24 protein-coding genes are annotated in these 25805 nt (G+C 51.2%); 19 read left to right on the top strand and 5 right to left on the bottom strand.

What is annotated here, in order from left to right:
- Positions 1 to 28 precede the first annotated feature (28 nt).
- The 4 genes from CLFS41_RS21105 to CLFS41_RS21090 all read left to right on the top strand — a co-directional run bounded on the left by CLFS41_RS21105 (position 29) and on the right by CLFS41_RS21090 (position 2962).
- On the top strand, positions 29 to 874 hold the full coding sequence (locus tag CLFS41_RS21105; RefSeq protein ID WP_045093370.1) for a sigma-E processing peptidase SpoIIGA: 846 nt from the start codon (positions 29 to 31) through the stop codon (positions 872 to 874).
- Positions 875 to 904: 30 nt separating this feature from the next.
- Positions 905 to 1645 (top strand): RNA polymerase sporulation sigma factor SigE, encoded by a 741-nt coding sequence (gene sigE, locus CLFS41_RS21100; protein WP_007863651.1) that lies wholly within the window; start codon positions 905 to 907, stop codon positions 1643 to 1645.
- Positions 1646 to 1788: 143 nt separating this feature from the next.
- Positions 1789 to 2253, top strand: coding sequence for a YcxB family protein (locus CLFS41_RS21095; RefSeq protein WP_045093369.1), 465 nt, complete (start codon positions 1789 to 1791; stop codon positions 2251 to 2253).
- A 61-nt stretch (positions 2254 to 2314) separates the two neighbouring features.
- A complete protein-coding gene (locus CLFS41_RS21090) occupies positions 2315 to 2962 on the top strand; it encodes a hypothetical protein (RefSeq protein WP_007863654.1) in 648 nt (215 codons plus the stop codon).
- Between the two features lie 157 nt (positions 2963 to 3119).
- On the opposite strand, the gene CLFS41_RS21085 is transcribed toward CLFS41_RS21090, so the two are convergent.
- From CLFS41_RS21085 to CLFS41_RS29125, 4 genes are all read right to left on the bottom strand, one after another.
- The gene (locus tag CLFS41_RS21085; RefSeq protein WP_040416587.1) at positions 3120 to 4046 is read right to left on the bottom strand and encodes an NYN domain-containing protein; all 927 of its coding nucleotides are present in this window, start codon (positions 4044 to 4046) and stop codon (positions 3120 to 3122) included.
- A 174-nt stretch (positions 4047 to 4220) separates the two neighbouring features.
- Positions 4221 to 4997, bottom strand: coding sequence for an RNA polymerase sporulation sigma factor SigG (gene sigG, locus CLFS41_RS21080; protein WP_007863656.1), 777 nt, complete (start codon positions 4995 to 4997; stop codon positions 4221 to 4223).
- Positions 4998 to 5110: 113 nt separating this feature from the next.
- Positions 5111 to 5386, bottom strand: a complete 276-nt coding sequence (locus CLFS41_RS21075) for a hypothetical protein (protein WP_045093368.1) — start codon at positions 5384 to 5386, stop codon at positions 5111 to 5113.
- A gap of 59 nt (positions 5387 to 5445) precedes the next feature.
- Positions 5446 to 6024 carry a TetR/AcrR family transcriptional regulator C-terminal domain-containing protein gene (locus CLFS41_RS29125; protein ID WP_007863657.1) on the bottom strand — a complete coding sequence of 193 codons (579 nt, stop codon included), beginning with the start codon at positions 6022 to 6024 and terminating at the stop codon, positions 5446 to 5448.
- A gap of 481 nt (positions 6025 to 6505) precedes the next feature.
- Here CLFS41_RS29125 and CLFS41_RS21065 point away from each other — a divergent pair, with 481 nt between their 5' ends.
- From CLFS41_RS21065 to CLFS41_RS21015, 11 genes are read left to right on the top strand one after another with little or no spacing between them, the layout of a single operon-like run.
- Positions 6506 to 8176 (top strand): AMP-binding protein, encoded by a 1671-nt coding sequence (locus CLFS41_RS21065; RefSeq protein ID WP_045093367.1) that lies wholly within the window; start codon positions 6506 to 6508, stop codon positions 8174 to 8176.
- Entirely contained in the window at positions 8173 to 8703 is a 531-nt protein-coding gene (locus CLFS41_RS29560) for a desulfoferrodoxin family protein (protein WP_007863659.1), read from the top strand. The genes CLFS41_RS21065 and CLFS41_RS29560 overlap by 4 nt, the downstream gene beginning before the upstream one ends.
- Before the next feature lie 37 nt (positions 8704 to 8740).
- Entirely contained in the window at positions 8741 to 10780 is a 2040-nt protein-coding gene (locus tag CLFS41_RS21055) for an FAD-dependent oxidoreductase (RefSeq protein WP_045093366.1), read from the top strand.
- Positions 10781 to 10807: 27 nt separating this feature from the next.
- Positions 10808 to 12085, top strand: a complete 1278-nt coding sequence (locus CLFS41_RS21050) for a CaiB/BaiF CoA-transferase family protein (protein ID WP_045093365.1) — start codon at positions 10808 to 10810, stop codon at positions 12083 to 12085.
- A 33-nt stretch (positions 12086 to 12118) separates the two neighbouring features.
- Positions 12119 to 13309, top strand: coding sequence for an acyl-CoA dehydrogenase family protein (locus CLFS41_RS21045; protein WP_045093364.1), 1191 nt, complete (start codon positions 12119 to 12121; stop codon positions 13307 to 13309).
- A 31-nt stretch (positions 13310 to 13340) separates the two neighbouring features.
- A complete protein-coding gene (locus tag CLFS41_RS21040) occupies positions 13341 to 14576 on the top strand; it encodes a CaiB/BaiF CoA-transferase family protein (protein WP_045093363.1) in 1236 nt (411 codons plus the stop codon).
- A 29-nt stretch (positions 14577 to 14605) separates the two neighbouring features.
- The gene (locus CLFS41_RS21035; protein WP_045093362.1) at positions 14606 to 15748 is read left to right on the top strand and encodes an acyl-CoA dehydrogenase family protein; all 1143 of its coding nucleotides are present in this window, start codon (positions 14606 to 14608) and stop codon (positions 15746 to 15748) included.
- A 56-nt stretch (positions 15749 to 15804) separates the two neighbouring features.
- The gene (locus CLFS41_RS21030; RefSeq protein WP_007863673.1) at positions 15805 to 17229 is read left to right on the top strand and encodes a hypothetical protein; all 1425 of its coding nucleotides are present in this window, start codon (positions 15805 to 15807) and stop codon (positions 17227 to 17229) included.
- Positions 17230 to 17256: 27 nt separating this feature from the next.
- Entirely contained in the window at positions 17257 to 18060 is an 804-nt protein-coding gene (locus CLFS41_RS21025; protein ID WP_045093361.1) for an electron transfer flavoprotein subunit beta/FixA family protein, read from the top strand.
- A gap of 19 nt (positions 18061 to 18079) precedes the next feature.
- Positions 18080 to 19084 carry an electron transfer flavoprotein subunit alpha/FixB family protein gene (locus CLFS41_RS21020; protein ID WP_045093360.1) on the top strand — a complete coding sequence of 335 codons (1005 nt, stop codon included), beginning with the start codon at positions 18080 to 18082 and terminating at the stop codon, positions 19082 to 19084.
- Positions 19085 to 19133: 49 nt separating this feature from the next.
- Positions 19134 to 19814: a DUF3298 and DUF4163 domain-containing protein gene (locus CLFS41_RS21015; RefSeq protein WP_007863679.1), complete on the top strand. Its 681-nt coding sequence runs from the start codon at positions 19134 to 19136 to the stop codon at positions 19812 to 19814.
- A gap of 200 nt (positions 19815 to 20014) precedes the next feature.
- Here CLFS41_RS21015 and CLFS41_RS21010 read toward each other — a convergent pair whose 3' ends face one another.
- Positions 20015 to 20791, bottom strand: coding sequence for a type III pantothenate kinase (locus CLFS41_RS21010; protein WP_007863681.1), 777 nt, complete (start codon positions 20789 to 20791; stop codon positions 20015 to 20017).
- A 104-nt stretch (positions 20792 to 20895) separates the two neighbouring features.
- On the opposite strand from CLFS41_RS21010, the gene coaBC reads away from it, so the two are divergent.
- From coaBC to pepV, 4 genes are all read left to right on the top strand, one after another.
- On the top strand, positions 20896 to 22080 hold the full coding sequence (gene coaBC / locus CLFS41_RS21005; RefSeq protein ID WP_007863686.1) for a bifunctional phosphopantothenoylcysteine decarboxylase/phosphopantothenate--cysteine ligase CoaBC: 1185 nt from the start codon (positions 20896 to 20898) through the stop codon (positions 22078 to 22080).
- 120 nt (positions 22081 to 22200) lie between these two features.
- Positions 22201 to 23805 (top strand): peptide chain release factor 3, encoded by a 1605-nt coding sequence (locus CLFS41_RS21000; RefSeq protein ID WP_007863688.1) that lies wholly within the window; start codon positions 22201 to 22203, stop codon positions 23803 to 23805.
- Between the two features lie 30 nt (positions 23806 to 23835).
- Positions 23836 to 24282: a GatB/YqeY domain-containing protein gene (locus tag CLFS41_RS20995; RefSeq protein WP_007863690.1), complete on the top strand. Its 447-nt coding sequence runs from the start codon at positions 23836 to 23838 to the stop codon at positions 24280 to 24282.
- An 18-nt stretch (positions 24283 to 24300) separates the two neighbouring features.
- Positions 24301 to 25707 (top strand): dipeptidase PepV, encoded by a 1407-nt coding sequence (pepV, locus tag CLFS41_RS20990; protein ID WP_007863691.1) that lies wholly within the window; start codon positions 24301 to 24303, stop codon positions 25705 to 25707.
- Positions 25708 to 25805 lie beyond the last annotated feature (98 nt).

Below are 25805 nucleotides of genomic sequence, written 5' to 3'. Positions count from 1 at the left end.
GTTTTTCAGGGAGGTGAGGCCGGACTGAGTGGTTTATACAGTATACATAGACGTGGTATTTGCGGTCAATACCATCATGGATGTGATGGTACTGGCCATCTTAAACAGGGTTTTATCATACAGGACTACAAAAAGGCGGCTCCTGGCCGGTGCTGTGATCGGCGGTATCTGGTCCTGTGTGGTGAGCGTGATGCCCGGTCTTCCGCCGGCGGTGGAGGTATTGGGGACGTATGTGGCAGTGAGCAGTCTTATGGCAGTGGCAGCTTACCATCTTAAGAGTGTGAGAGAAATTGTGAAATCCGTGGCAGGTATCTATCTGGTATCTGTGGTGCTTGGGGGAGCGATGCTTATGCTCTATGAGCACACAAAAGCTGGATATTATGCCTGGAGGATACTGCAGGCAGGTCAGGGTTCGGGGATACCCGTTCTGGCCTGGATTTTTATGATGACAGGGGCTGTACTGGCCTGCTATGGCTTTTCAGGGGGGATCAGGGGACTGATCCGCTCCATGGCACACAGAAAAGACCTGTGCAGGGTCATTTTGAAATACGGGGAGAGAGAAGAAGAGGTTACAGGGCTTATTGATACTGGCAACCGGCTGAGGGAGCCGGTTAGCGGTCAGCCGGTCCATGTGGCGGCTGATGGCCTTATGAGGCGGCTGTGTCCGGCTGTGAAGGGAGTGGTCTATGTCCCGTATCAGTCCGTGGGAACCAGCCATGGAATCCTTCCGGCAGTGTATATCGACCGGATGGAGGTAGAGCAGGAGGGCAGGACCTACTGCGTTGAAAAGCCTTTGGTGGCCATCACGAAACAGAGCTTATCTCCCTCAGGAGAGTATCAGATTCTGATACAAAAAACCGATGAAGGAACTTAAACAACGCACAACATACAGGAGGACATTTCCATGATCATAAAAGTATCCATACCAAACCGTTTCCAGTTAAAGACAGTGCCCAGTTTCAGGACGGTCCTGATGCCAAAGCAGGGGGAAGTCCATTACATAGGCGGCGCTGATATCCTGCCTCCGCCTCTGGAATCCGAAGAGGAAGGCCGGATGATAAGTCTTCTGGGCGGAGAGGATGACAAATACGCCCGTTCTTCCCTCATTGAACACAACCTCAGGCTGGTGGTTTACATAGCAAAGAAATTTGACAATACCAGCGTGGGAGTGGAGGACCTGATATCCATAGGGACCATTGGTCTGATCAAGGCTATCAATACCTTTAAGCCTGACAAGAACATTAAGCTGGCCACCTATGCGTCACGGTGCATTGAGAATGAGATACTGATGTATTTGCGGCGCAACAATAAAACACGTCTGGAAGTATCCATAGACGAGCCGTTAAATGTGGATTGGGATGGAAATGAACTTCTGTTGTCTGATATTCTGGGAACTGATGAGGATGTGATCTACCACGACATCGAGGACGAGATCGAAAAAAGCCTGTTAAACAATGCGATCAGCCGTCTAAACCCAAGGGAGAGAAAGATTGTGGAGCTGAGATACGGCCTTACCAATGAGGACGGGGAGGAGATGACACAAAAAGAAGTGGCGGACTTGTTAGGCATTTCACAGTCCTACATCTCCAGACTGGAAAAGAAGATCATGAAGCGTCTGAAAAAAGAAATTGTAAGATTTGAATAAGCAGAAAAAGTCAGCAGTCAGGCTGGCTTTTTTTGTTGGGATCCGGGCTTGCCTTATGGAGAAAAATGAGCTACATTGTTATTATACCATAATGTGGAAATTGCCCTGCTCTTGGCAGGTTCCATAAGGGGGGAAACAGACAGATGGAAAAGCAGGTTTGGGGAAATGAAAGAGACGCCATATTTCAGGACCAGCTGGATGAGGGGATCAGGTACAGACTGAAGGAACAGGAGATTGAAGAATTTTACAAATGGTTCAGCCGGACGGTTCTGGAGGGAAAGTCCAGAGTATTAAAGGGCATGGTTGGTTCCAACCTAAAGGAAGAAACCGTGCTTCAGACCGGGCCTGGAAGCATACATATACTGGCCGGGCTTCAGGATCTAAGGCTGCTGTACTCCGCCGTATCAAAATTGGACATGACTGAAAATTTGATCCTTTTCTTTGACCAAAAGGATTTCTGGGCAGTTCCAAAGAGGGCGCTGGGAGAGGAAAAGGAGGCCGCCGCCTGGTTTGAACAGTTAAGGTGCAGATGTGAGGAGGGAAAGCAGGCACGTATTTCCATGAGTAAGACAGAGCAGCAGCGGGAAGGGAAAAAGGGTTTCAGGTGATACGCAGATAGACATTCGATGTCCGGGTGATGCGGTGTTTGAAAGAAAGGAGAAGATCATAATGGGAAAAGGTAAAATAGCAGCAGTGATCCTGCTGGCAGCCATGATGGCATCAGCGCCGGCCAGTGCCTATGGCTTTGAGATGAAAGGCGAGTACTACGAGATCAGCTGTCAGGAGGCGGGCGCCTTTATGTTTGACGGCACCACGGTAAAGGCGGGTACTACGGGACAGCTGGTACTGTCCAAACTGGAGAGCAGCTGGGCTTCAGAGAGTTCCATCAGGACCACGGACATAGGCGTTATAACGGCAAAGGTGGTAACCGGGGACAGCGGACTGAATGTGATCGAGTATACGGCCAAAGCCCCCGGCAAGGCACAGCTGATTGTGGTGGTGGAGAGCGGCGCTGCTGTAAACATGGGCACGTTCTATGTAACTGCTGCACAAGACGGAGACATGGCTGCAGCGGGATGGGTACAGGAGAATGGACAGTGGAAATATAAGATGGGCGATGGCACATACAAAAACAATGGCTGGCTGGCGGACCAGGGGAAATGGTACTATCTGGGACAGGACGGTGTGATGTATGCCGGCCGGTGGATCCAAGAGGGGGAATGGTGGTATTATCTGGGTGCGGACGGCGCCATGATGACGGACACGGTGACACCGGACGGTTACAGGGTGAACGCATCCGGAGTCTGGGAGCAGTGAGCGCTGAAGGATCACATCAGTGAGGGAAAACAATATATGACCCGTAGAAGGAAATAAAAATCAATACACCTGGCAGATGGGGGTGCTGTCAACAGTCAACCCCGTCTGTCAGGTGTATATTACGATCAGATATCATATAGGTGTTACATTGTGCAGATCACTTCATCTGTACCATATTATCTTTGATCTTAAAGCTTCCGAAACTTCGGATAAAACTGGAAATACGGCTGAAGCCATATTGTTTTACATCAAAGGATGGGAAAATTTTCTTCAGCTCATCATGGACAATGCTCAGGTTGTCCACATGGCCGTTGTTCTCCCTGATCATGCGTGCAATGGCCTTTTCCACCTCTGCCTTGGAAATGCTGGCGCTTTTTTCCTGTACAAAAAATCCGCCGTGAAGCTTGACCACCTGGAAGTCGTTGTTGTCCAGGCTTTCCAGAAAGGTGGAAAGCTTGGAATATCCGTAGTTCCTTACATCAAAGTCAGAAAACCGCTTGGTGAGAAAGTTGCCCACCCGGGCCAGGATGATCGGCTGGTTCTGGCTGTTGTTCTCAATAAGAAGCTTGGTGATGGCTTTCTGGATCTCGTCAATGCTGGTAATGGTTTTCTGGTTTTCAATCACGGTGGCTTCCGGCGCATCATCGGAGGATATGATCTCCAGCAGCTTAAAGGTGTCGCAGGCAGCCCGGAAGGGCTTGGGGGTTTTCTGCTCCCCAATCCCCATGACGAACATCCCGGCCTCCCTAAGCCTCTGGGCCAGCTTGGTAAAGTCAGAGTCGCTGGATACAAGGCAGAAGCCGTCCACATTGCCGGAGTACAGGATGTCCATGGCGTCTATGATCATGGCTGAATCCGTGGCATTCTTTCCCGTGGTGTAGCTGTACTGCTGGATGGGGTTTACAGACCAGTCTAGCAGCACGTTCTTCCAACTGCGCTTTTCATTGTCAGTCCAGTCGCCGTAGATACGTTTGTAGGTGGCGATCCCCTGGTCGTTTACTTCATCCAGGATATACTTGATATACTTAGGCGAAACATTGTCCGCGTCAATTAATACTGCAAATCTTCTTTCACTCTGTTCCATAGATATGTTCACTTTCTGTCCGGTTATGTTTTAAGAATAGGATGGAATTTCTTAACATATTAAGTGTAACACATCATGGGAGGGGCTTCAAGAAAAAGTGTACGACAAGAATGCACATTTTCATCTTTCACTCCGATTGTGACGTTGCCTGTTAAATAGATGAGGAATAACAAATCAACTTAAATAGGTCTTCATGCTCTTTAAGGCGTTCTTTTCCAGACGGCTTACCTGAGCTTGGCTGATATGGATCTCCTCAGCCACCTCGGTTTGGGTCTTGCCCTCAAAGAACCGCATGTCTATAATGTGGCGTTCCCTTTCCGGCAGGCGCTTCATGGCCTCCACCAGGGACAGATCCTCCACCCAGTTTTCCTCCAGATTCTTTTTATCGCTGATCTGGTCCATAACGTAAAGAGGGTCGCCTCCGTCCGTGTATACGGGCTCATAAAGGCTGACCGGTGTCTGTATGGCATCCAGGGCATAGGTGATATCTTCCTTGGATACCCCTATTTCCTGGGCGATCTCCATCAGGGTGGGTTCCTTGGCATTTGTCCTTGTAAGCTGTTCCCTTGCGTACAATGCCTTATATGCCGTATCCCTGAGAGAGCGGCTTACGCGGATGGAATTGTTGTCCCTCAGGTATCTGCGGACCTCTCCCAGGATCATGGGAACCGCATAGGTAGAGAATTTTACATTCTGTGTTATATCGAAATTGTCAATGGCTTTGATGAGTCCGATACAGCCGATCTGGAACAGGTCGTCAATGTTTTCCTGACTGTTGGAAAACCTTTGAATTACACTCAATACCAGGCGCAGGTTCCCTTTGATATACTGCTCCCTGGCATCTTTATCTCCATTCAGTATCCTTTGAAATAACTCCTCTTTTTCTTCATTGCTCAGTAAAGGCAGTTTGGCGGTATTGACTCCGCAAATCTCAACTTTGTAGCCCGACATAATCCTTACCTCCGTTATAATGCCATCCACCCTGACATAAAAAAATGGCAGGGCTGTACTGGATGAATCTGCTATAACGAAATGATGTACTGATTCGGAGGGTTTTATACGATTTAGGGGCAGAAAAAGATTTCCATTTTTTGCACATGAGGAGAGGAAAATCTGGAATTTTGTTTAAAATCAGGCACTTTCAGGGGGTTTATCTTTTCGTGGGATGATGGAAAGGATATTATTAACCTTAAAACTACTGTTAAAAAAGCGATACAAAAGAAAAACCAATAAAAAAACAAGAAACCAAAGCCGCCGTGTCCGCTGGTTGATTCACCAGCAGGCGCGGCGGCATTTTCTGTCTCATCATTCTGTTCTATCATTCCATATCCATCATCCATCCCCATTTCCCGCCGCACTTTTTTCGGCAGCAAAGGGAGCTTTTCGGCAGCAGAGAGATCTAAGCGATTTCCGAGGTGAACTGCTTTGGCTCGCTGCCCTTGGAGACCAGATAAACCTTGATGCAGTCAGGTGTGGAATTCATGGCATAGCGCGCCATGTCTTCGGGAGGGACCACCATACCATCGCAGGCCCATTTGACATACATATTGGACGCTCCGTGGGCATTAAAGGCCAGCGCGTAAAGGCACTCATCTGTGAGTACATGTTCACCGAAACGGTTGGAAATGTAATCTTTATAATAATTATATGTCTGATTGTAGATGGATTCCAGAAGGCAGTTCTGGCCTTCCAGATGGCAGGCCTGAGTAAAAAAAGGCTGGTTCAGCTTGGCTTTTTCATAGATACTCAGAAGATAGGCGTAAAAGCCGCTTGCTTCAATGATCCTTTTTTCACCCCGCAGTGTCCTGTGAAAAATCCAAAATATCAAATCATTTTTATCCAGAAAGTGATTATAAAATGTCTGCCGCCCTGTGCCCACACGTTTCACAATATCGGTGACCGTTACCTTGCTCAATGGTTTTTCATTGCTTAGTTCAATTATTGCATCAGCAAACAGCTTCTTTACGTCAATGGCCATAAAAATCCCCTCTGTGTGTATTATTTCTTTTCTCCAAAGAGTCAGATTAATGATTCGGAATCTGTTGTGAAATTCAAGAAAGGTAAAACAGAATAATAGGTTTTAGGATACTCTCTTCCACCATAATAATCTATATTTGGAAAAAGTCAATATGTGCGTTCTTACATTTTTCCTCTTGGATTCTCTGCCGCGGGGAGGGGGCCTAAACGATAATAAATTCACAATTACTATGAAAGCAGCCGGAAAAGAGCTATTTGCCGTTGAATTTTCAGCACTGATACACATGTAATAATTTGTCCATATTTAGACAAAAATAGTCAATAGTCCATATTTGTACGGTATTTACTGATTATAAATTCAAATATGAATATTTTTGGGATATAATTCAATTAATAAAAAATTAACAAACAGAAACACACAGCATATTGTCTGTAAAATGTTGAATTGTTTAACTATTTTTGTGCAAAACAGGAGGGGTACAATGGGGAAGTTAGCAGTTGAAATTGACAAAGAACAGGCGGAAAAATACCGGAAGCAGGGGCTTTGGGGTGATGCTACCTTGATGGACTACTGGCTGCTGTCAGTGAGATCTTATCCTGACAAGGCCATGGTTGCAGATGACCAGGGCTCGTCATATACATACAGGGAATTGGACCAGGCATCCGACCGGCTGGCAGCTTACTTAAAGACAGAATGTAAACTGGAGGAAGGGGACATTGTTTCCGTCCAGCTGCCCAACTGGACGGAGTTTACCCTGATCCTCATTGCCTGCCTGAAGGCAGGAGTTGTGGTCAATCCGCTGCTTACCGGTTTCAGGGAGAGCGAACTGATCCACCGGTTGTCAAAATGTTCTTCCAAACTGATCTTTGTTCCGGGTGAGTTTAGAAATTACGATCATGTGGAACTGGCACAGAAGGTGGCTGAAAGTGTTCCCAGTCTGAAAAAGATTGTGATCGTGGACAAGCATGCTCCTTACGGCAAAGAGGAGGGAAAATGGGACCATCTCTCAGACATCCTGGAAAGGGATGCACTGCCCGCAGCGTATTGCCGGGGCGAGGCCGATGACGTGGCAATTGTTCTGTTCACATCCGGTACAGAGAGCGTTGGAAAAGGCGTGATGCTGACCCACAATAATCTTATAGCCAATATGAAGGGCTATATATCCATGACGGATCTGCACAGCTTTGACTCCATGATCATGCCGGTTCCCCTGTCCCATGCCACCGGATTGATGTACGGCGTCATCGTCCCCTTTATAACCGGAATGACCAGCGTGCTCCTGGAACGGTATACCGTGGACCGGTGCCTGGATATGATCCAGCAGGAAAAGTGCACGGTGATCGAGGGGCCTACTGTAATTGCATATGATGTCATGCGCCGGATCGAGGAACGGCCTGACGTGGATATCTCTTCCCTCCGGTTCTTTTACTGCGGAGGAGCGCCCATCCCACGTACCCTGGTAGAGAAAGCATTAAAAAAGGGGATCAAGGTGCTGGGGGTTTACGGATCCACGGAGAGCGCCCCGCACTGTATTGTCTCCCCCTATTTCCCCACTGAAAAAGTGCTGACAACAGACGGCCTGCCCGTACCGGGCACCGAGATTAAGGTGGTGGATGAACGGGGCAATCAGGTAGGACCCTGGGTGGAGGGTGAGGAACTGTCCAAAGGTCCCGGTGTGTTTATGGGATACATTGATGAGCCGGAGATGACAAGTGCTGCCATTGATGAGGAAGGATGGTACCACAGCGGGGATCTCTGCATCATGGATGATGATGGATTTATACGTATTACAGGCAGGAAAAAGAACATTATCATCCGGGGCGGGGAGAATATCAGCAGCGTGGAGATAGAAGGTATCCTGATGCTGCATGAAAATATCATTGAGGCGGCCGTGGTATCCTATCCTGATGACCGTATGGGGGAAAAGGCCTGCGCGTACCTGGTGTTAAAGGATAAGGATAAACCAATGGACCTGGCGCAGATACAGGCCCATATGGAAAAGAACGGGACCGCAAAATATAAATGGCCGGAGCGGCTGGAATTCATAGACAGCCTGCCCAGGACGGAAACGGGAAAGGTACAGAAATTTAAGCTAAGGGAAGACGTCAGACGGAAGATAAAATGCGAGGCAAAACATATGGAGGTCAAATGATTCCGGAAAGACAAAATTATACAACGGCCTGTATGACCAGCCGCCGCCCGCCCATGCACAGCAGTCATCCGGTATTTTACCGGTGTGAAAGCTGCGGCAGCGTAAGCATAGAGTATGGAGGATGTCCGCTCACTGGATCCAAGTGCGGGTGCAATGGAACGCGCCTGCGCCTGGAGACGCCTGGTCCGGATGAGGAGGACAGGACCCATATTCTCTCCTATGTGTTTTTTGGAGGGGCGCAGCATAACGCGGTCCGGATCTCGGTTGGAGGCGGAAGCCATCCAATGACAGAGGAGCATCGGATCGAGTGGATTTATTTACTTACCTACGAAGGAGGGCAGATGAAATTTTTGGATACATCTTTAAAGGCTCAGGCTGTATTTGCCATGGCCGGAAACGATGCTTATTCATACTGTGATCGCAGTATTTGCCGTATGGGACGTGAACATTGTCAGTTCCAGTGCAAGAGAGGCTGGGAAGTCTATGCATACTGCAGCCTTCATGGCTTAAGACATCTTGTACTGTGACCGTGTGATTCCAAGAAGATAAGGAGAGTGAAAAGACATGAAGAAACTGTATACCCCAGCCATGATCGGAGCTCTGCAGCTTAAAAACAGGATGGTAATGGCGCCTATGGTGGATGGGTATAGTGAAGGGGGAATGCCTACAGCGCGCAGCCTGGAATATTTCCGGGTCCGCGCAGCAGGAGGGATCGGCCTTGTGATCGTAGGCAATATCCATGTGGATCCCACCCACAGGCATGTTATGCCCGGGTTTAATCTGTATGAGGACTGTTTTACAGAAAAACTCCGTCCGCTGGTACAGGTGATCCATGATGGGGGAGCCAAAACCTTTGCCCAGCTGATCCACCAGGGAAGGTATGCGAAATCCAGGGATTATATAGACGGGGTGCAGGCAGTGGCGCCATCAGCTGTTTTTACGCGGATGACCGGGGAGACCCCGAGGGAACTTTCAGTAGATGAGATCCTGGACCTGGAACAGGCATTTGCCCGGGCAGCCGGACGGGCGGTGGAGGCCGGTTTTGACGGGATAGAGATATGTACTAATTCGGGATATTTGTTTGGACAGTTCCTATCCCCCCTGACCAACCTGCGCACGGATCAGTATGGCGGTTCCCTGGAAAACAGGGCTTTGTTCCTGGTGGAAACCATTGGGGCTGTGCGCGGGCAGGTGGGAAAGGATATTCCGGTCACGGTACGCATGGGCGGGAGTGATTTTGTCCCGGGAAGCAATACCAACAAGGAGGCGTGCCGGATCGCCGCTATGCTGGAACAGGCAGGCGCGGATGGGATCAGTGTCACCGGAGGATGGCATGAGAGCGGTGTGCCCCAGGTAACCATGGACCTGCCCCACGGTGTATTCAGCTATCTGGGGAGGAACATACGCCGGTCGGTTTCAATTCCGGTGATGATGGGCAACCGCATGAATGCCCGGACAGCGGAGGAACTGGTGGAGCGGGGGGATGTGGACTTCGCCGTGTTTGGCCGGCCTCTGCTGGCGGACCCTGAGCTTCCCCGCAAGGCATCGGAGGGAAGGGTGGAGGACATCAGGCCCTGTGTGGGATGCAACCAGGGATGTCTGGACCATTCCATGAGCGGAAAGAGTATTGAATGTCTCTGCAATGCCGAGTGCGGCAGGGAAAGTCTGCTCAGGGATGAAAACGGCCTCCTGCCCACTGAAAAAAAGACGGACCATCCAAAGAAGATCCTGGTAATCGGCGCCGGTGTGGCCGGAATGGAATTCTCCAGGGTGGCCTCTCTGAGAGGACACAGGGTTGTCATATGGGAAGAAGGACCGTGCTGTGGAGGCCAGCTGCGGCTGGCGGCCGTTCCCCCTGCCCGCCATGATTTTGATTACCTGGCGGATTATCTGCAGTCTGCCTGTATAAAGGCGGGGGTACGGTTCTGTTTTAACACCAGGGCGGATGCGCAGTCAGTATTTCGCGCAGTGAAGGAACAAGGATTTGACCATGTTGTGACAGCTACCGGAGCACGTCCTGTAAGGCCGGGAGTTCCGTCTGAAGAAGGCGCTCACATTGTGCAGGCCTGGGATGTGCTTAAGAAACATGCAGATACAGGCTCGGATGTGGTGGTCGTGGGCGGCGGCGCGGTGGGGATTGAGACAGCCATCCTGCTGGGGGAGGAAGGGACATTGACCCCTGAAGCCCTCCGGTTCCTTACCCTGTACAAGGCAGAGCCCCAGGAAGCGCTGTATGAGATGCTTAACAGCGGCAGCAAAAAGGTCACTGTTGTGGAAATGCTTGATAAGGCGGGAAGGGATATTGGCAAGACGACCCGCTGGATTATGATGGACCGGCTGAGAAAGCTGGGGGTCAGGATCTGCACAGGCACCCGTCTCACGGAGATAAAAAGGGACAGAGTAGTGGTGGAAGGGCCTGATGGAGCAGAGGAGATCCCTGCTGATACGGTGGTCCTTGCCATTGGGTCAAAAGCGGACCGTGGCCTGTATGAGGAGATAGAGAAAGAGTTTCATGAGGTTTCCTTGATCGGTGATGCCTGCACGCCCGGAAAGGCCATGGACGCCCTCAGGGAGGCATACGATCTGGGGATATCCATGAATTGAATCTGATAAAAAAAGGAAAGCATAAATATGACAGAAAATGTTTTTTCCGGTTTGACAATACTTGACCATACCCGATACCTGCTGGGCGGTTATGCGACTCAGGTTTTTGCAGACCTGGGTGCGGATGTGATCAAAATTGAAGAAATATCAAGGGGTGATCTGTGCCGTAGCGATGATCCAAAGATCAATGGTGTCAGCCACTATTTTTCAGCGCTGAACCGCAATAAAAAGAGCCTGTCCCTGAACCTGAAGAGCAAAGCAGGCAGGGAAGCATACTTCCGTCTTTTGGAGCGGGCGGATGTGGTGATTGAAAACTTCCGTCCCGGAGTCATGGAACGTCTGGGAATTGACTACAGCCATGAGAAGGAGATCAGGCCCGATATCATACACTGTTCCCTGACCGGCTTTGGGCAGGATGATCCCAGAAGCCTGATGGCATTTCACGATATCAATTTCCAGGCCCTCAGCGGTTATCTCTCCCTGAACGGAGGAAAGACCAGCCCGATCCATCTGGTGGATCTGTCCACGGCCATGGTTGCGGTCCAGAGTATTATGGCGGCGCTTTTACAGAGAAATGGGACAGGTAAGGGGGCGTTCTGCGACATCCGTATGTTTGATTCGTTTGTCTGGTGGAATTCCATACTGGATGCCAGGTACCAGTTTTCAGGCAGCCGGCTGACCGCGGATACGCTGGACTTCCCGGTCCTGGCTTACAACGTGTACGAGACAGCGGACAGCGGAAAGATATCCGTGGGTATGCTGGAGGACAAATTCTGGGATACCTTCCTTTCCCTGAACGGTCTGGAAGAATTAAAGCCATTTAAGCTAAGCCATCCCGGGGAGGCCAGAGAAGCCTTTGATACAATGGAGCAGCTGTTTAAAAGCCGGACAACGCAGGAATGGAAGAAATGGCTGGAGGACAAGGACATATGCGCCATGTGGGTCATGGATAAGACGGATGCCGTCAATTACATATTGGAACAGGATACGGGACTGATGGAATACTGCGATTTCCCATGTACGGGTGAAACACTTCAGACACGGATACCGCAGCTTATAAGTTCCATTCCCGTATCCCTGAAACATGCGGCGCCCGCCCCCAAACTGGGGGAGCACAATGCTGCGATCTTAAAAGAACTGGGATACTCGGACGAGGAAATATTAAACATGTCTGAAACAGGAGCCTGCGGAACCATTGGAGTTATGGGGCCGGGGCCGGAACCACTGGAGGAGGAGTCTCTGGCTGCGGAGCCGCTGGATCCGCCTGGTGTTTCCGGCAGAAGAACGGGATTAACAAATTTGTAAGAATAATCAAACAAAAATAGGAGGAATAAAAGAATGTTAAACGACCAGAGGATCAGTGAGAAAGAACTGTACGAACTGAGGATGAAGATCCGCCATGTAGTTGAAAACGATATGGAAGCCCTTTCCGCGGAAATGGAAAAAAGTAATGTTTATCCGCCGGAGATGTGGGAGATCGGTAAGAAAAACGATATGTTCCGCCTTTCCCTTCCCACCCAGTACGGCGGCATGGGCTTGTGCCTGGAGCAGTACTTTACAGTGTTGGAGGAGATCGGAAGGGGCAACCAGGCGATCCGCATGTTTTTCCATGTAGCAAACGGACTGAGCTGGGAGATCATGGCGGAGCACGGCACAGAGGAAATGAAGAATGAGTACCTTCCCAAAATGGGGACCGGTGATTTCTTTGTGGCCTTTGCCCTCACCGAGCCTGACTGCGGTTCCGGCGTTGACATCCGCAGCACAGCCGTAAAGAGAGGGGACAAATGGGTCCTGAACGGGCGCAAGACCCTGATATCCTTTACAGATATCTGCGATGCGTACTATATCATCGCTGTTTCAGATGAAGGAAAACGTAAAAAGGGCGGCCATACGGCGTTCTATGTTCCGGCTGACACAAAGGGCCTGAGAGTAGAGAACATGCCTCATATGATGGGCTGCAGGGGCACAGGACATGGGGATGTGATTATGGAAGACATGGAGATACCGGATGAGTACCGTCTGGGAGCGGAAGGGGAAGGACTCACCGTATTCCTTCATGCCCTGGCCGTATCCCGTGCATCCATTGGCGTCTGCCTGCTGGGACTTTCACAGCGTATGCTGGAACTGGCCATTGCCAGGGCAAAGGACAGGGTCACCTTTGGAAAAGCGCTGATCCAGCGCCAGGCCGTGCAGCAGATGCTGGCAGATATGGCCACGCAGGTCCATGCACTGCGGCTGCTGGTACGGGACTGCGCCCAGAAAGCGGACAGGGGTGAGGATATAGAAATGATCTCATCCATGATGAAGCTTCACGGAATTGATACGGTCCGCACCGTGTCGGACGGCTGTCTGGAAATCTTCGGCGGGATCGGATACTTTGAGGACAATCCTTACGGGCCGGTGGAACGCCTGTACCGGGATGCCCGCGCCATGTGGTTTGAGGAAGGCCCCCGCACGGTTCAGCGCCTTACTCTGGTCCGCAAAGTAATCGATGCGGACGGGGAGATAAGGACATCCAATTACTGCTGATTGTAAGATGACAAAGAGAGGTATTCCGACTATGAAACCATTAGAAGGCATTAAAGTTATTGAACTGGCAGAATATGTGGCTGTTCCCGGAGCACCGCGGCTGCTGGCTGACTGGGGCGCAACCGTGTATAAGATCGAGCGGCCCCAGGGGGATCCCAGCAGACATTTAGGGCCGTCATTTAAGATGATCGATTTTATGAAGGAAGATTATAATCACTGCGTGGATATGATGGTGGGCGGAAACCGGCAATATATCTGCCTGGATCTGAAAAAGCCGGAGGGAATGGAGGCGCTGCATAAACTGCTGGAAACAGCGGATGTGTTTGCCACCAGCTGGCGCCAGAAGGCCCTGGATAAACTGCATCTGGATTACGAATCACTGAAGGAAAAATACCCCGGGCTGATCTACGCCCAGGTTACAGGATACGGCGACCGCGGTCCGGAAAAAGATAATCCGGGCTATGACACCATTTGTTATGCGGCCAGGGGCGGTTGGTTCCGCTCCCTGCCCCAGGAGGGAGACGCCCCCATGAACTGGCCCAACGCCCTGGGGGATCTTCCCACTTCAGTGGCCCTTGCGGCAGGCATCTGCGGGGCATTGGTGAAAAAGGCAAAAACAGGGCTGGGGGACCGTGTATTTATCAGCCTGTACCACACCGCCCTGTATTTCCTGACAGTGGGGATCGTGACCAGTACATATGACAATCATTATCCCAGCTCCAGAAAGAACCCGCCCAGCCCTCTCAACAACACATATCCCACCAGGGACGGCGGATGGATCTATTTGTGCATGCCGGTTTATGACGCTGAATTCAACAAATGTATGGATCTGATCGAGAGGCCCGACCTGATCGGCTCCCCCGTGTACAGCAGCTATAACAAGGTGCTGGCAGAAGGGCGTGTCACGGAAGTGGTCAACCTCATTGAAGAAGGCTTTATGAAAAAGGATGCGGATGAGTGGGTACGGATTTTTAAGGAAAAAGATACGCCTGCCGGAAAATGTTTTACCGTGGATGACATACTGTCAGATCCTCAGGCATGGGAGAATGATTTCCTCAGAAAGATCCACTATGACAACGGGGTGGATGGTATTGTCACAGACACGCCTGTGCGTTTCCAGAGTATGGGACTTCCGCCCCTGGAACAGTCCAAACCCATCGGTTATCACACTGAGGAGATCCTCAGCCAGTACGGTTATACCCAGGAACAGCTGGATGAGATGAAAAGAAGCGGGGCTATCGTAGTGAAACACCATAACTGTGAATGATCTAATTTGAACTTGTGAGGTGAAGGAATATGGCAATGATTTATACGGAAGATCAGCTGTCTATCAGGGATTTGATTCGTGACTTTATGGCAAAGAGAGTGAAACCCTATCTGAGGGAACTGGATGATAAGGGAGAGTTTCCTCAGGATATTTACAGGGAAGCGTTTGAAATGGGGCTTCACTGTCTGCAGATACCGGAAGAGTTCGGCGGCGCCGGACTTGATTATGTGACCATGGCAGTGGCTCTGGAAGAAATGGGAAGATGTGATCCCGGCTTTGCCATCACCATGCTCAGCACATCCATGACCCTTAAGTGTATCCTGCTGGGGGGCAATGATGAGCAGAAACAGAGGGCGGCCGATATCTTAATACCAGGCGCCCATGGAAGCTTCAGCATGACGGAGCCAAATGCAGGTTCTGACACACTGAGCCTGCGCACCACGGCCCGCAGGGACGGGGATGATTACATACTCAATGGTACTAAATGCTTTGCCACCAACGGCGCATACAGTGATCTGTACGTGATTATCGCCACTGTGGACAGGTCTCTTGGCTCCAAGGGGACGGTGGCCTTTATGGTAGAGGGCGGTACACCGGGACTCAGCGTAGGCAAGCATGAAAACAAGATGGGACTCCGCCTTTCCAATACCTGTGACCTGTTCCTGGAGGACGTCAGGGTACCGGCTGCCAATATGCTGGGCTCAGTGGGCGATGGTATCAGGATCGCTTTGGGCGGCCTGGATACAGGGCGTATCTATAACGCTGCAGTGGCAGTGGGCATTGCCCAGAACGCACTGGAAGAAAGCGTGGCCTATGCAAAGACCAGGGAGCAGTTTGGAAAGCCCATCATAGAAAACCAGGCGATCCAGATGATGCTGGCAGATATGCAGATCGGTACCGAGGCAGGGCGGCAGCTGGTATTTGGCGCAATGCGCCTGCTGGACTCCGGTGTCAAGAGAGTCAGCATGGAGGCCTCCTGTGCAAAGACCTTCTGCAGTGACAATGCGGTGAAGGTCACCACAGATGCGGTGCAGATTTTTGGCGGCTATGGCTACAGCAAGGAATATCCCGTGGAGAAAATGATGCGTGATTCCAAGATATTCCAGATATTTGAGGGGACGAATCAGATCCAGCGCCTGGTGGTATCCAGGGAATTGGCAAAACTTTATTGAGATTTTACCAAGAGATGATAATGGTACTTAAGTGATAAAGTGAGGAGGATTTTGGTATGGCTATGAAGAGACCGTATGGCGGGGAGCAGCCGTATATAAAAATGGGGATGTTTAAGGTGCGTATTCCGTTTATCCATTGTAATCCCACATTTCCTGAGGCAATTCAGGGCATGTGTAACGGCGTATTGTGTTTTGGCGCAATATCCACGATCATGCTTTGTACAGGGGTGAGTGAGGAAGCTGCCTATGGGGCTGCATTTATCAGCACATTCCTTTATATTATCAATTCCCTGGCAGGAGATCCCACGGTGTGCGGGTGGATCATGCCCGCAGTGCCCCTTGTAATTGCGTTTTGCCAGGGATATCCGGCAGAACTTCAGGTCCAGGCCATGGCAGCACTGCAGCTGATGCTGGCGGCAATCTTCCTGTTCTTAGGCGGAACAGGGCTTGCTAAAAAGGTAATTGCCTTTGTCCCGCCCAGCATCAAAGGCGGCATTGTCCTGGGTGCGGCCATTGCTTCGATCTTTGGTGAATACAAGTCAGGCGGCCGTGTGGGAACCTATCCCATCACGATCATGGTATCCACGGTTGCAATGATCTTTTTGCTGTACAGCCCTGTTTTTAAGGGCTGGGTTAAAAAGGGGAATCCTGTGGCAAAGATGCTGGCAAGCTTTGGACTTGTACCGGCAGTTATCCTGGCAATGATCCTGGCTGCTCTCACCGGTGAGAGCCCCATGGAATTTTCCATCTTTCCTATTTTGACGATTCCGAATTTTGCAATCATGTTTAAAGAACTGTCACCGTTTTCCGTAGGATTTCCAAGTCCCGCCATATTGATTTCCGCCATTCCCACGGCATTTGCCATTTATATTGTTGCATTTGGCGACACCCTGGTGCTGAAGGAAATCGTCAGGGACGGAACCAAGTCAAGAGAAGATGAATACTGTGAGCTGAATGTAAACCGTGTAAGCATTACAGCAGGGTTGAGAAACCTGGTTCTGGGCCTGATCTGCCCCTTTGGGCCACTTGCATCCCCTTTGGGAGCGGCGTTCACCATCTCCATGCTTCAGGGGTATGAGGACCGCGGAGAGAAAGGATTCTACAGTGTGCACGGCGGCGCCATGTCGGGAAACTATATGCCGTTTATCACAATGATCTTTACACCGATCGTAAGCCTGGTGCGCCCCATTGCACCGATCTGTATGAGCCTTTGCCTGGTGTCCCAGGGATTTACCTGCACGGCCAGCGGTATCGGGCTGTGCCGGGACAAGTCGGACCTGGCCATTGCAGGAGCCATTGCGGCTGTCATGGTCGCCAGAGGCGCCGCTTGGGGATTTGCGGTAGGTATTGTATGCTACATATTTATTGCTTCCAGGGATAAGCGAAAGGATGATCTGTCATATAACAGGTCTGTGATCGCAGCGGAGGACGAGGAGGAGCGCAGAGCACAGGAATTAAGGGAAAAAGGTGCGGCAGCGTAAATCTGTTATAAAGATGAGGGATGAATTATGAATATATTAGTATGTATCAAACAGGTGCCGGATACAACGGAAATAAAAATAGACCCGGTGACCAATACATTGATCAGGGACGGCGTTCCCAGCATTGTCAATCCGTTTGACGGATACGCGCTGGAAGCAGCTGCACGCATCAAGGATGCCAACCCGGATACAAAGATAGTGGTGGTGTCCATGGGCCCCAATCAGGCAACGAATGCGTTAAAGGAATGCCTCGCCATTGCAGCGGACAAGGCATATCTGGTTTCAGACCGGGCCTTTGGGGGATCGGATACACTGGCTACCAGCTATATTCTGTCACACACCATCAGGAAGATCGAGGAGACAGAGGGAAAATTTGACGCTATTTTCTGCGGCAAGCAGGCGATTGACGGGGATACGGCCCAGGTGGGGCCTGAGATCGCGGAGCATCTTGGTCTGCCCCAGGTGACCTATGCTCTGGAGGCGGAGGCGGAGGGAAACACCTTCCGGGTTTTGAAAGAAGGGCCGGACTACAATATGATGATCGGCATTACCATGCCGTGTCTGATCACATTTACCAAGCCTGGTTTTGACCCGCGTTACCCTTCCATTAAGAGGAAGATGGCGGCCAACCGCGCAGTGATCCCTGTTCTCACTGCCGCGGATCTGCCGGATATTGACCTTACACGGGCAGGGCTTAAAGGTTCGCCTACCAAGGTGAAGAAATCCTTCTGCCCGGAACGCAAAAAAGGCGGAGTCATCATTAAGGAGGACAGTGACCAGGCATCGGCAGCCAAGCTGGTTCAGATGCTTAGCGCTGCCTGCCTGATATAAGGAGGAGGGGATACCGCAGATGGACGCAAAGACAAAGGATTTATGGGTATTGATTGAGACAAAGGAAGACGGGACTCCGAGAAAAGTGGGGCTGGAACTGCTGAACCCGGGCCGCAGACTGGCTGATAAGCAGGAGGGAAAGCTGGTGGCCGTGGTGATCGGCTGCCGGACAGAGGCTTCGGTTCAGGCAGCGGGAGAATACGGAGCGGACGAGATCATTGTTGTGGATTCCGAGGAGTTTAAGGAGTACTCCACGGACGCTTATACGGCTGCCCTTACATTTCTCATAGAGAAATATGGACCCACCACCATGCTCATCGGTGCAACGCCCACGGGCCGTGACCTGGGCCCCAGGCTTTCCTGCCGCTTAAAGACCGGGCTGACCGCGGACTGCACCAGTCTGGATGTGGATGCGGAGACCGGCAACATGGCCTGGACACGTCCTGCATTTGGAGGAAACCTGATGGCAACCATTCTATGTCCGGACTGCCGGCCGCAGCTGGGTACGGTCCGCCCCGGGGTTTTTAAAAAGCCGGAAGCAGGGATTTCCAGGGCCGGGATCATAAAAGAGGTGTATTCTTTCCCCAAAGAAAAGATCCGGACCACTGTCCTTGAGATCATCCGGGAGGCGGCCAGCGAGGTGGTAGACCTGGAAGGGGCTGAGATCATTGTATCAGGGGGCCGCGGACTGGGCGGACCGGACGGGTTTAAGCTTATGCGTACTCTCGCGGATGTGCTGGGCGCAACCGTGGGCGCTTCCAGGGCGGCAGTGGATGCGGGCTGGATCAGCCACTCCCATCAGGTGGGACAGACCGGCAAGACCGTTGCCCCAAAGATTTACATTGCCTGCGGCATTTCCGGCGCCATCCAGCACATGGCGGGCATGAGCGGGGCTGACTGCATTATCGCCATCAACAAGGATCCGGAAGCTCCCATATTCGGCATCGCAGACTACGGCATTGTGGGAAACCTGTTCGAGGTAGTGCCCGTGATAACGGAGGAGATCAAAAAAGCCAGAGCGTAATATGGGTACATGGCGGCTCATATATTGTAAAAAAAGATATGAGGTTTCCATGCAGACCATAACAAAGTACACAGTGACAGAGCAGATGGAATATCAGGGCACGCCTGTGGTAAACTGCCGGATCTATTATCCCGGGTTTACCAGCACCTGCAGCCGGGAGGCGGCGGCATCCATCAGCGGATTCTACCGATCCATGGCGGAGGAGAAAAGGAGGCACTGTCAAGACAGCCTGTATCCCCAGGCGGTAACGGATTACCAGTACGGCAAAAGCAATGGGTATCCCTTTTTTTCCTATGAGTTTATCATGGGGTATCAGGTGACCTACAACCATGACTGTATTGTCAGCCTGTATTTGGACCAGTATGAATTCACGGGAGGAGCTCACGGAATGACGGTGCGTACATCCCAGACCTGGGATTTTGAAACAGGCAGGCAGCTGCGTCTGGGGGACTTCTTTATGGACGATCCCGGATATGTGGAAGCGATCCAAAACTGGATCGAATACGAGATCGCCCAGCGGCTGAAGGCTGATCCATCCACCTATTTTGACAATTACCCTGAATTGCTGCGAAGTACCTTCCAGGCGGAGAACTTCTATCTCACGCCCCAAGGGATCGTGCTTTACTACCAGCACTATGATATCGCTCCCTATTCCAGCGGGCTTCCCCAATTTCTTCTGCCTTTTGGGGAAATGGAGCAAAAGGCGGCTGACGGGACAGAGGATCATTAAATTCGGTCAGCCAAATAGAAATATGGGTGAAACAGAAATATAAACAAAACAGAAATATATACAAAACGGAAATATGAGCGATAGAGAAAACAGCGCCGGGATGGGGATCCGGGCGCTGTTTTGGATGCAGTTTTAAATTTGGCGAGAACCGCCTAAAATCTCTTTTACATACAGAGGGAGATGGGACAGGGGACTGCGGCTCACCGCTCCTGTAATGTGTTTTTCCGATATAAGATCAATAATCCCTTGAGCAAAAGGGCATCGTCCACAATGATCTTATGGCGGCAGAGCGGGGTGATGAATTTGGCCAGTCCGCCGGTGGCGATCACTGTGGGCTCTTCTCCAAGTTCCGCTTCCATGCGGTCCAAAATGCCATCGATCATATCCACATTGCCGTACACGATCCCGGATCTCATACAGTCAATGGTATTCTTGCCAATGACGTGGCCGGGGACCTCCAGGCTGATATAGGGCAGCTGCGCTGTCTTGCTGCTCAGGGAATTTAAGGATACCTTAAGTCCGGGAAGGATGACTCCTCCGATGTAATTTCCCTTCTTGTCCACGGTGCACAGAGTGGTGGCGGTACCCATATCGATGACGATAAGAGGCAGGGGATGTTCATGGCTGGCGGCCACGGCATCTACGATCTGGTCGCTTCCCACTGTCTTTGGGTTGTCCATGATAATATTCATGCCGGTCTTCATGCCGGAGCCCACAAGAAGGGGAAGGATCCCGGTCACTTTTTCCACAGCGCTTAAAATAGTGGAATTAAGGGGAGGGACCACGGAGGAGAGAATGGCTCCCTCAATGGTGGAAATATCGATCTGGTGCATTTCCAAAATGTTCTTAAAACTCACAGCGTATTCTGTATCGGTCCGTCCCTGATCCGTGGTGACCCGCTCGATAAAATATGTTTTTTCTTCGTCTATGCCGCCGATCACGGTGTTTGTATTGCCCATATCAATGGCTAAAATCATTGGGGGGAACTCCTTTCCATTGGAAAAAATATGTGATATACTTTATCATGGATTGTAACATAGAAAAACGGGAAAGACAACCAGAGGATCGCATGGAGGATGATATGTTAAAAGGAAAGACCGTTCTTCTTGGAGTGACAGGAAGTATAGCAGCTTATAAGATTGCCGGCCTGGCAAGCATGCTGGTAAAGCAGGGGGTAAAGGTGCATGTGCTCATGACAGAGAATGCCACTAATTTCATCAACCCCATTACATTTGAAAGTCTCACAGGGAACAAATGCCTGGTGGACACATTTGACCGCAACTTTGAGTTCAGCGTGGAGCACGTGGCCCTGGCAAAACAGGCGGACGTGGTGATGGTGGCCCCGGCTTCCGCCAATGTCATTGGCAAGATCGCCCACGGCATTGCGGACGATATGCTGACTACCACGATCATGGCGTGCAGGTGCAGAAAGATCATAGCCCCTGCCATGAATACCAATATGTATGAGAACCCTATTCTCCAGGATAACCTGGAGATCTGCCGCGGGTATGGGATGGAGGTTATCGACCCGGCCTGCGGTTATCTGGCCTGCGGGGATATCGGGGCCGGAAAGATGCCGGAGCCGGAGGTGTTATATCAATATATCCTGCGGGAGGCAGGCTATCCAAAGGACCTGGCAGGGAAGAAGATCCTTGTGACAGCCGGTCCCACCAGGGAGGCCATGGATCCGGTGCGCTACATTACCAACCATTCCACCGGCAAGATGGGATATGCCATTGCCCGGGTTGCGGCGTACCGCGGTGCCCAGGTCACCCTGGTAAGCGGTCCCGTGGACATGGCGCCGCCCCTGTTTGCAGATGTGGTGGCAGTGGAGAGCGCCAGACAGATGTTTGAGGCGGTCACTTCACGCAGCCGGGAACAGGATATTATTATCAAGGCAGCTGCAGTGGCTGATTACAGGCCGGCCTCGGTGGGAACTGAGAAAATAAAGAAAAAGGACAGCGATCTTTCCATTGCCCTGGAGCGCACGGACGATATCCTTGGCTGGCTGGGCAGCCACCGCAGGGAAGGGCAGTTTTTGTGCGGATTTTCCATGGAAACCCAGAATATGCTGGAAAACTCAAGGGCAAAGCTTAAGAAAAAGCATATTGACATGATCGTTGCCAATAACCTGAAGGTGGAGGGCGCGGGATTCGGCACGGATACCAATGTGGTCACGATCATCACAGAGAAGATGGAAAAGGAGCTTCCCATGATGTCCAAGGAGGAAGTGGCGGATTCCCTTCTCAGTGAGATCTGCGGCTGAAGCGTATTGCCATGGGATGTGAGAGGATAAGCCTTGACTTATGGTCATATTCATAATAAAATAAAAAATTAGACTTAAAAAGTGCATTGGAACAAATACTAAAAAATGGAGGACAAAAACTTGTCAAAGATAGATGACCAGTTGGCAGAAGAGATTAAAAAGCGGAGGACATTTGCAATCATATCCCATCCCGATGCAGGTAAGACCACATTGACTGAGAAGTTCCTGCTTTACGGGGGCGCCATCAACCTGGCCGGAACCGTAAAGGGCCGTAAGGCAGCCAAGCACGCGGTGTCTGACTGGATGGAGATTGAGAAGGAGAGAGGTATCTCCGTTACTTCGTCAGCCATGCAGTTTAATTATGAAGGATTCTGTATCAATATCCTGGATACACCGGGACACCAGGACTTCTCCGAGGATACCTACCGTACCCTGATGGCGGCTGACTCGGCCGTCATGGTGATCGATGGCTCCAAAGGTGTGGAGGCACAGACCATTAAGCTGTTTAAGGTATGCGTTATGCGCCATATCCCCATCTTTACCTTTATCAACAAATTTGACCGTGAGGCCAGGGATCCCTACGAGCTGATGGACGAGATTGAAAATGTGCTGGGCATCCGCACCTGTCCCGTGAACTGGCCCATAGGATGCGGGAAGAGCTTTAAAGGGGTTTACGACCGCTTTACGAAAAAGATAACCACCTTTACCGCTGCCATGGGCGGGGCAAAGGAAGTGGAGAGCCAGGAATATGATTTGGATGAGGCTGATCTGGACAGTATCATCGGGCACGACTATCACCAGCAGCTTACTGACGATATCGAGCTTTTGGACGGGGCCAGCGATGAACTGGACATGGACCGGGTGCAGCGGGGAAACCTGTCGCCTGTGTTCTTTGGTTCAGCTTTGACGAATTTCGGTGTGGAGACATTCCTGGAGCATTTCCTTAAGATGACCACCACGCCTCTTTCAAGAAAGACGCTGGACGGGGAGATCGACCCCTTCCGCCCGGATTTTTCCGCTTTTGTGTTTAAGATCCAGGCCAACATGAACAAGGCCCACAGGGACAGGATTGCTTTCATGCGCATCTGTTCCGGTAAATTTGAGGCCGGCATGGAGGTGAACCATGTGCAGGGGGGGAAGAAGATCCGTCTGACCCAGCCCCAGCAGCTTATGGCCCAGGACCGTAAGATCGTGGAGGAGGCGTATGCGGGGGATATCATTGGCGTGTTTGATCCCGGTATCTTTTCCATCGGGGATACACTGTGCGTCTCCAATGAAAAGTTTGAGTTTGAGGGGATCCCCACCTTTGCGCCCGAGCACTTTGCCAGGGTGCGCCAGGTGGATACCATGAAGCGCAAGCAGTTTATTAAGGGGGTGAACCAGATCGCCCAGGAGGGCGCTATCCAGATCTTCCAGGAATTTAATTCCGGGATGGAGGAGATCATTGTGGGGGTGGTTGGCGTGCTGCAGTTTGAAGTGCTGACATACCGCCTCCAGAATGAGTATAATGTGGAGGTTATTCTGGAGAAACTTCCCTTTGAGCATATCCGCTGGGTGGAGAATCCGGAGGAGGTGGATGTGGCCCGGATCCAGGGAACATCCGATATGAAGCGAATCAAGGATCTTAAGGACAATCCGCTGCTTTTGTTCATTAACAGCTGGAGCGTGGGAATGGTCCTGGACCGCAACCCCAACCTGAGGCTCAGTGAATTTGGCAAGGCATAATGAAACAGGGAAATGTAAGGAGGTAATGACATGAGTAAAATTGATGTTGTAAGGGCAGCCATGGTGGAGGCCATGAAGGCAAAGGACAAGGCAAGGAAGGATTCCCTTTCCATGCTGTTATCCGCCCTTAAGAACGCACAGATAGATAAGAGGGAGCCTTTGACCGAGGCGGAGGAAGACGCGATCGTGAAAAAGGAGATCAAGCAGACCCAGGAGACCTATGACCTGGCTCCGGCCGACCGTGAGGATATCCGCCGGGATGCCGCCGCAAGGCTTGCTGTGTACAGGGAATTTGCGCCGGAGGACATGAGTGTGGAGCAGATCAAAGAAGTCATAGCTTCCGTTCTGGAGGAACTGGGGCTGGCATCCCCCACAGCAAAGGATAAAGGGGCCATCATGAAGGTGCTGATGCCAAGGGTAAAGGGCAAGGCCGATGGAAAAGTGGTAAATGAGACATTGGCATCCATGTTGAATTAGAGAAAAGGAGTTCTTAAAATGGATTATAGAAAAGAGATTGAAGGATTTATTGACAGCCACAGGGAAGATATGATAGAGGATATCTGCAGGCTCTGCAGGATCAACAGCGAGAAGATGCCTTATACGGAAGGAAAACCTTACGGTGAGGGAACCTTTGAGGCCCTCCAGGCAGCCCTTTCCATGGCTGAGGGCTATGGATTTTCCATTACCAATTATGATAATTACGTGGGAACCGCTGATCTCAATGACAAGGAAAGCCAGCTGGATATTCTGGCCCATCTGGATGTAGTGCCTGCCGGCGAGGGATGGACAGAGACATCGGCCTATGAGCCGGTTGTTAAGGACGGAAAGCTGTTTGGACGCGGCACTGCGGATGATAAGGGCCCGGCAGTGGCAGCCCTCTATGCCATGAGGGCGGTGAAGGAGCTGGGAATCCCCCTGAATAAGAACGTCCGCCTGATCCTGGGAACGGATGAGGAGTGCGGAAGCTCTGATATAGCCTATTACTATGACAAGGAAAAAGAAGCTCCCATGACATTTTCACCAGATGCGGAATTTCCTGTGATCAACATTGAAAAAGGGCGCCTGGAGGGACATTTCCATGCTGAGTTTAAGGCTTCCGAGGCAGTGCCCAGACTTGTGAAGGTGGAGGCCGGCATCAAGGCCAACGTAGTGCCGGGCAAGGCCAAGGCAACGGTGGAGGGAATCGATCTGGCAACCCTGGAGACACTGGCGGAGGAGATGAAGGCGGAGACAGGTATTTCCTTTGGCTTTGAAGGCAGCTTCCCTGTATTCCGTATCACTGCCCAGGGAGAGGGCGCCCATGCCTCCACTCCCCAGGAGGGAAAGAATGCCCTCACCGGACTTCTGTTATACCTGACGCGTCTGCCCCTGGCAGAATGCGGGCAGATGGACGCTGTCAAAGCGCTTGTGGAGCTGTTTCCTCACGGAGACACCTGCGGAAAGGCTGCCGGGATCGCCATGGAGGATGAACTGTCCGGAGCCCTTACCCTCGCGTTCAGTATGCTGACTGTTTCATCAGACAGTCTGGAAGGCATATTTGACAGCCGCTGCCCCATCTGCTCCAATGAGGATAATGTACTCAGGACAGTGAAGAAAAACATGGCAGACAAGGGCGTGACACTGGAGAATGAGACCATGGTGCCTCCTCACCATGTGGATGGAAACTCCCGCTTTGTAAAAACGCTGCTGGCCTGCTACGAGGAGTACACAGGACTTCAGGGAAGCTGTGAATCCACTGGCGGCGGTACCTATGTTCATCACCTGAAGAACGGCGTTGCCTTTGGAGCGGCCCTTCCGGATACGGATAACAGGATGCACGGCGCGGATGAATTCGCGGTGGTGGATGAGCTGGTGGTCAGCGCCAAGATATTTGCTCAGGCAATCGTGGAGCTGTGCCGCTGACCTGGTATCAGATGATAAAATAGGGAACCCCTGTCCTGCCGGAGGCGGCAGGACAGGGGGCCGGGATCGGCAGGCAGAGGTCCCGGGATCGGACAATG

Source organism: Clostridium sp. FS41, from assembly GCF_000954015.1.
GTDB lineage: Bacteria > Bacillota > Clostridia > Lachnospirales > Lachnospiraceae > Enterocloster > Enterocloster citroniae.
Note: the sequence above shows the minus strand (reverse complement) of the source record. Positions and strands in the feature narration are given on the sequence as shown.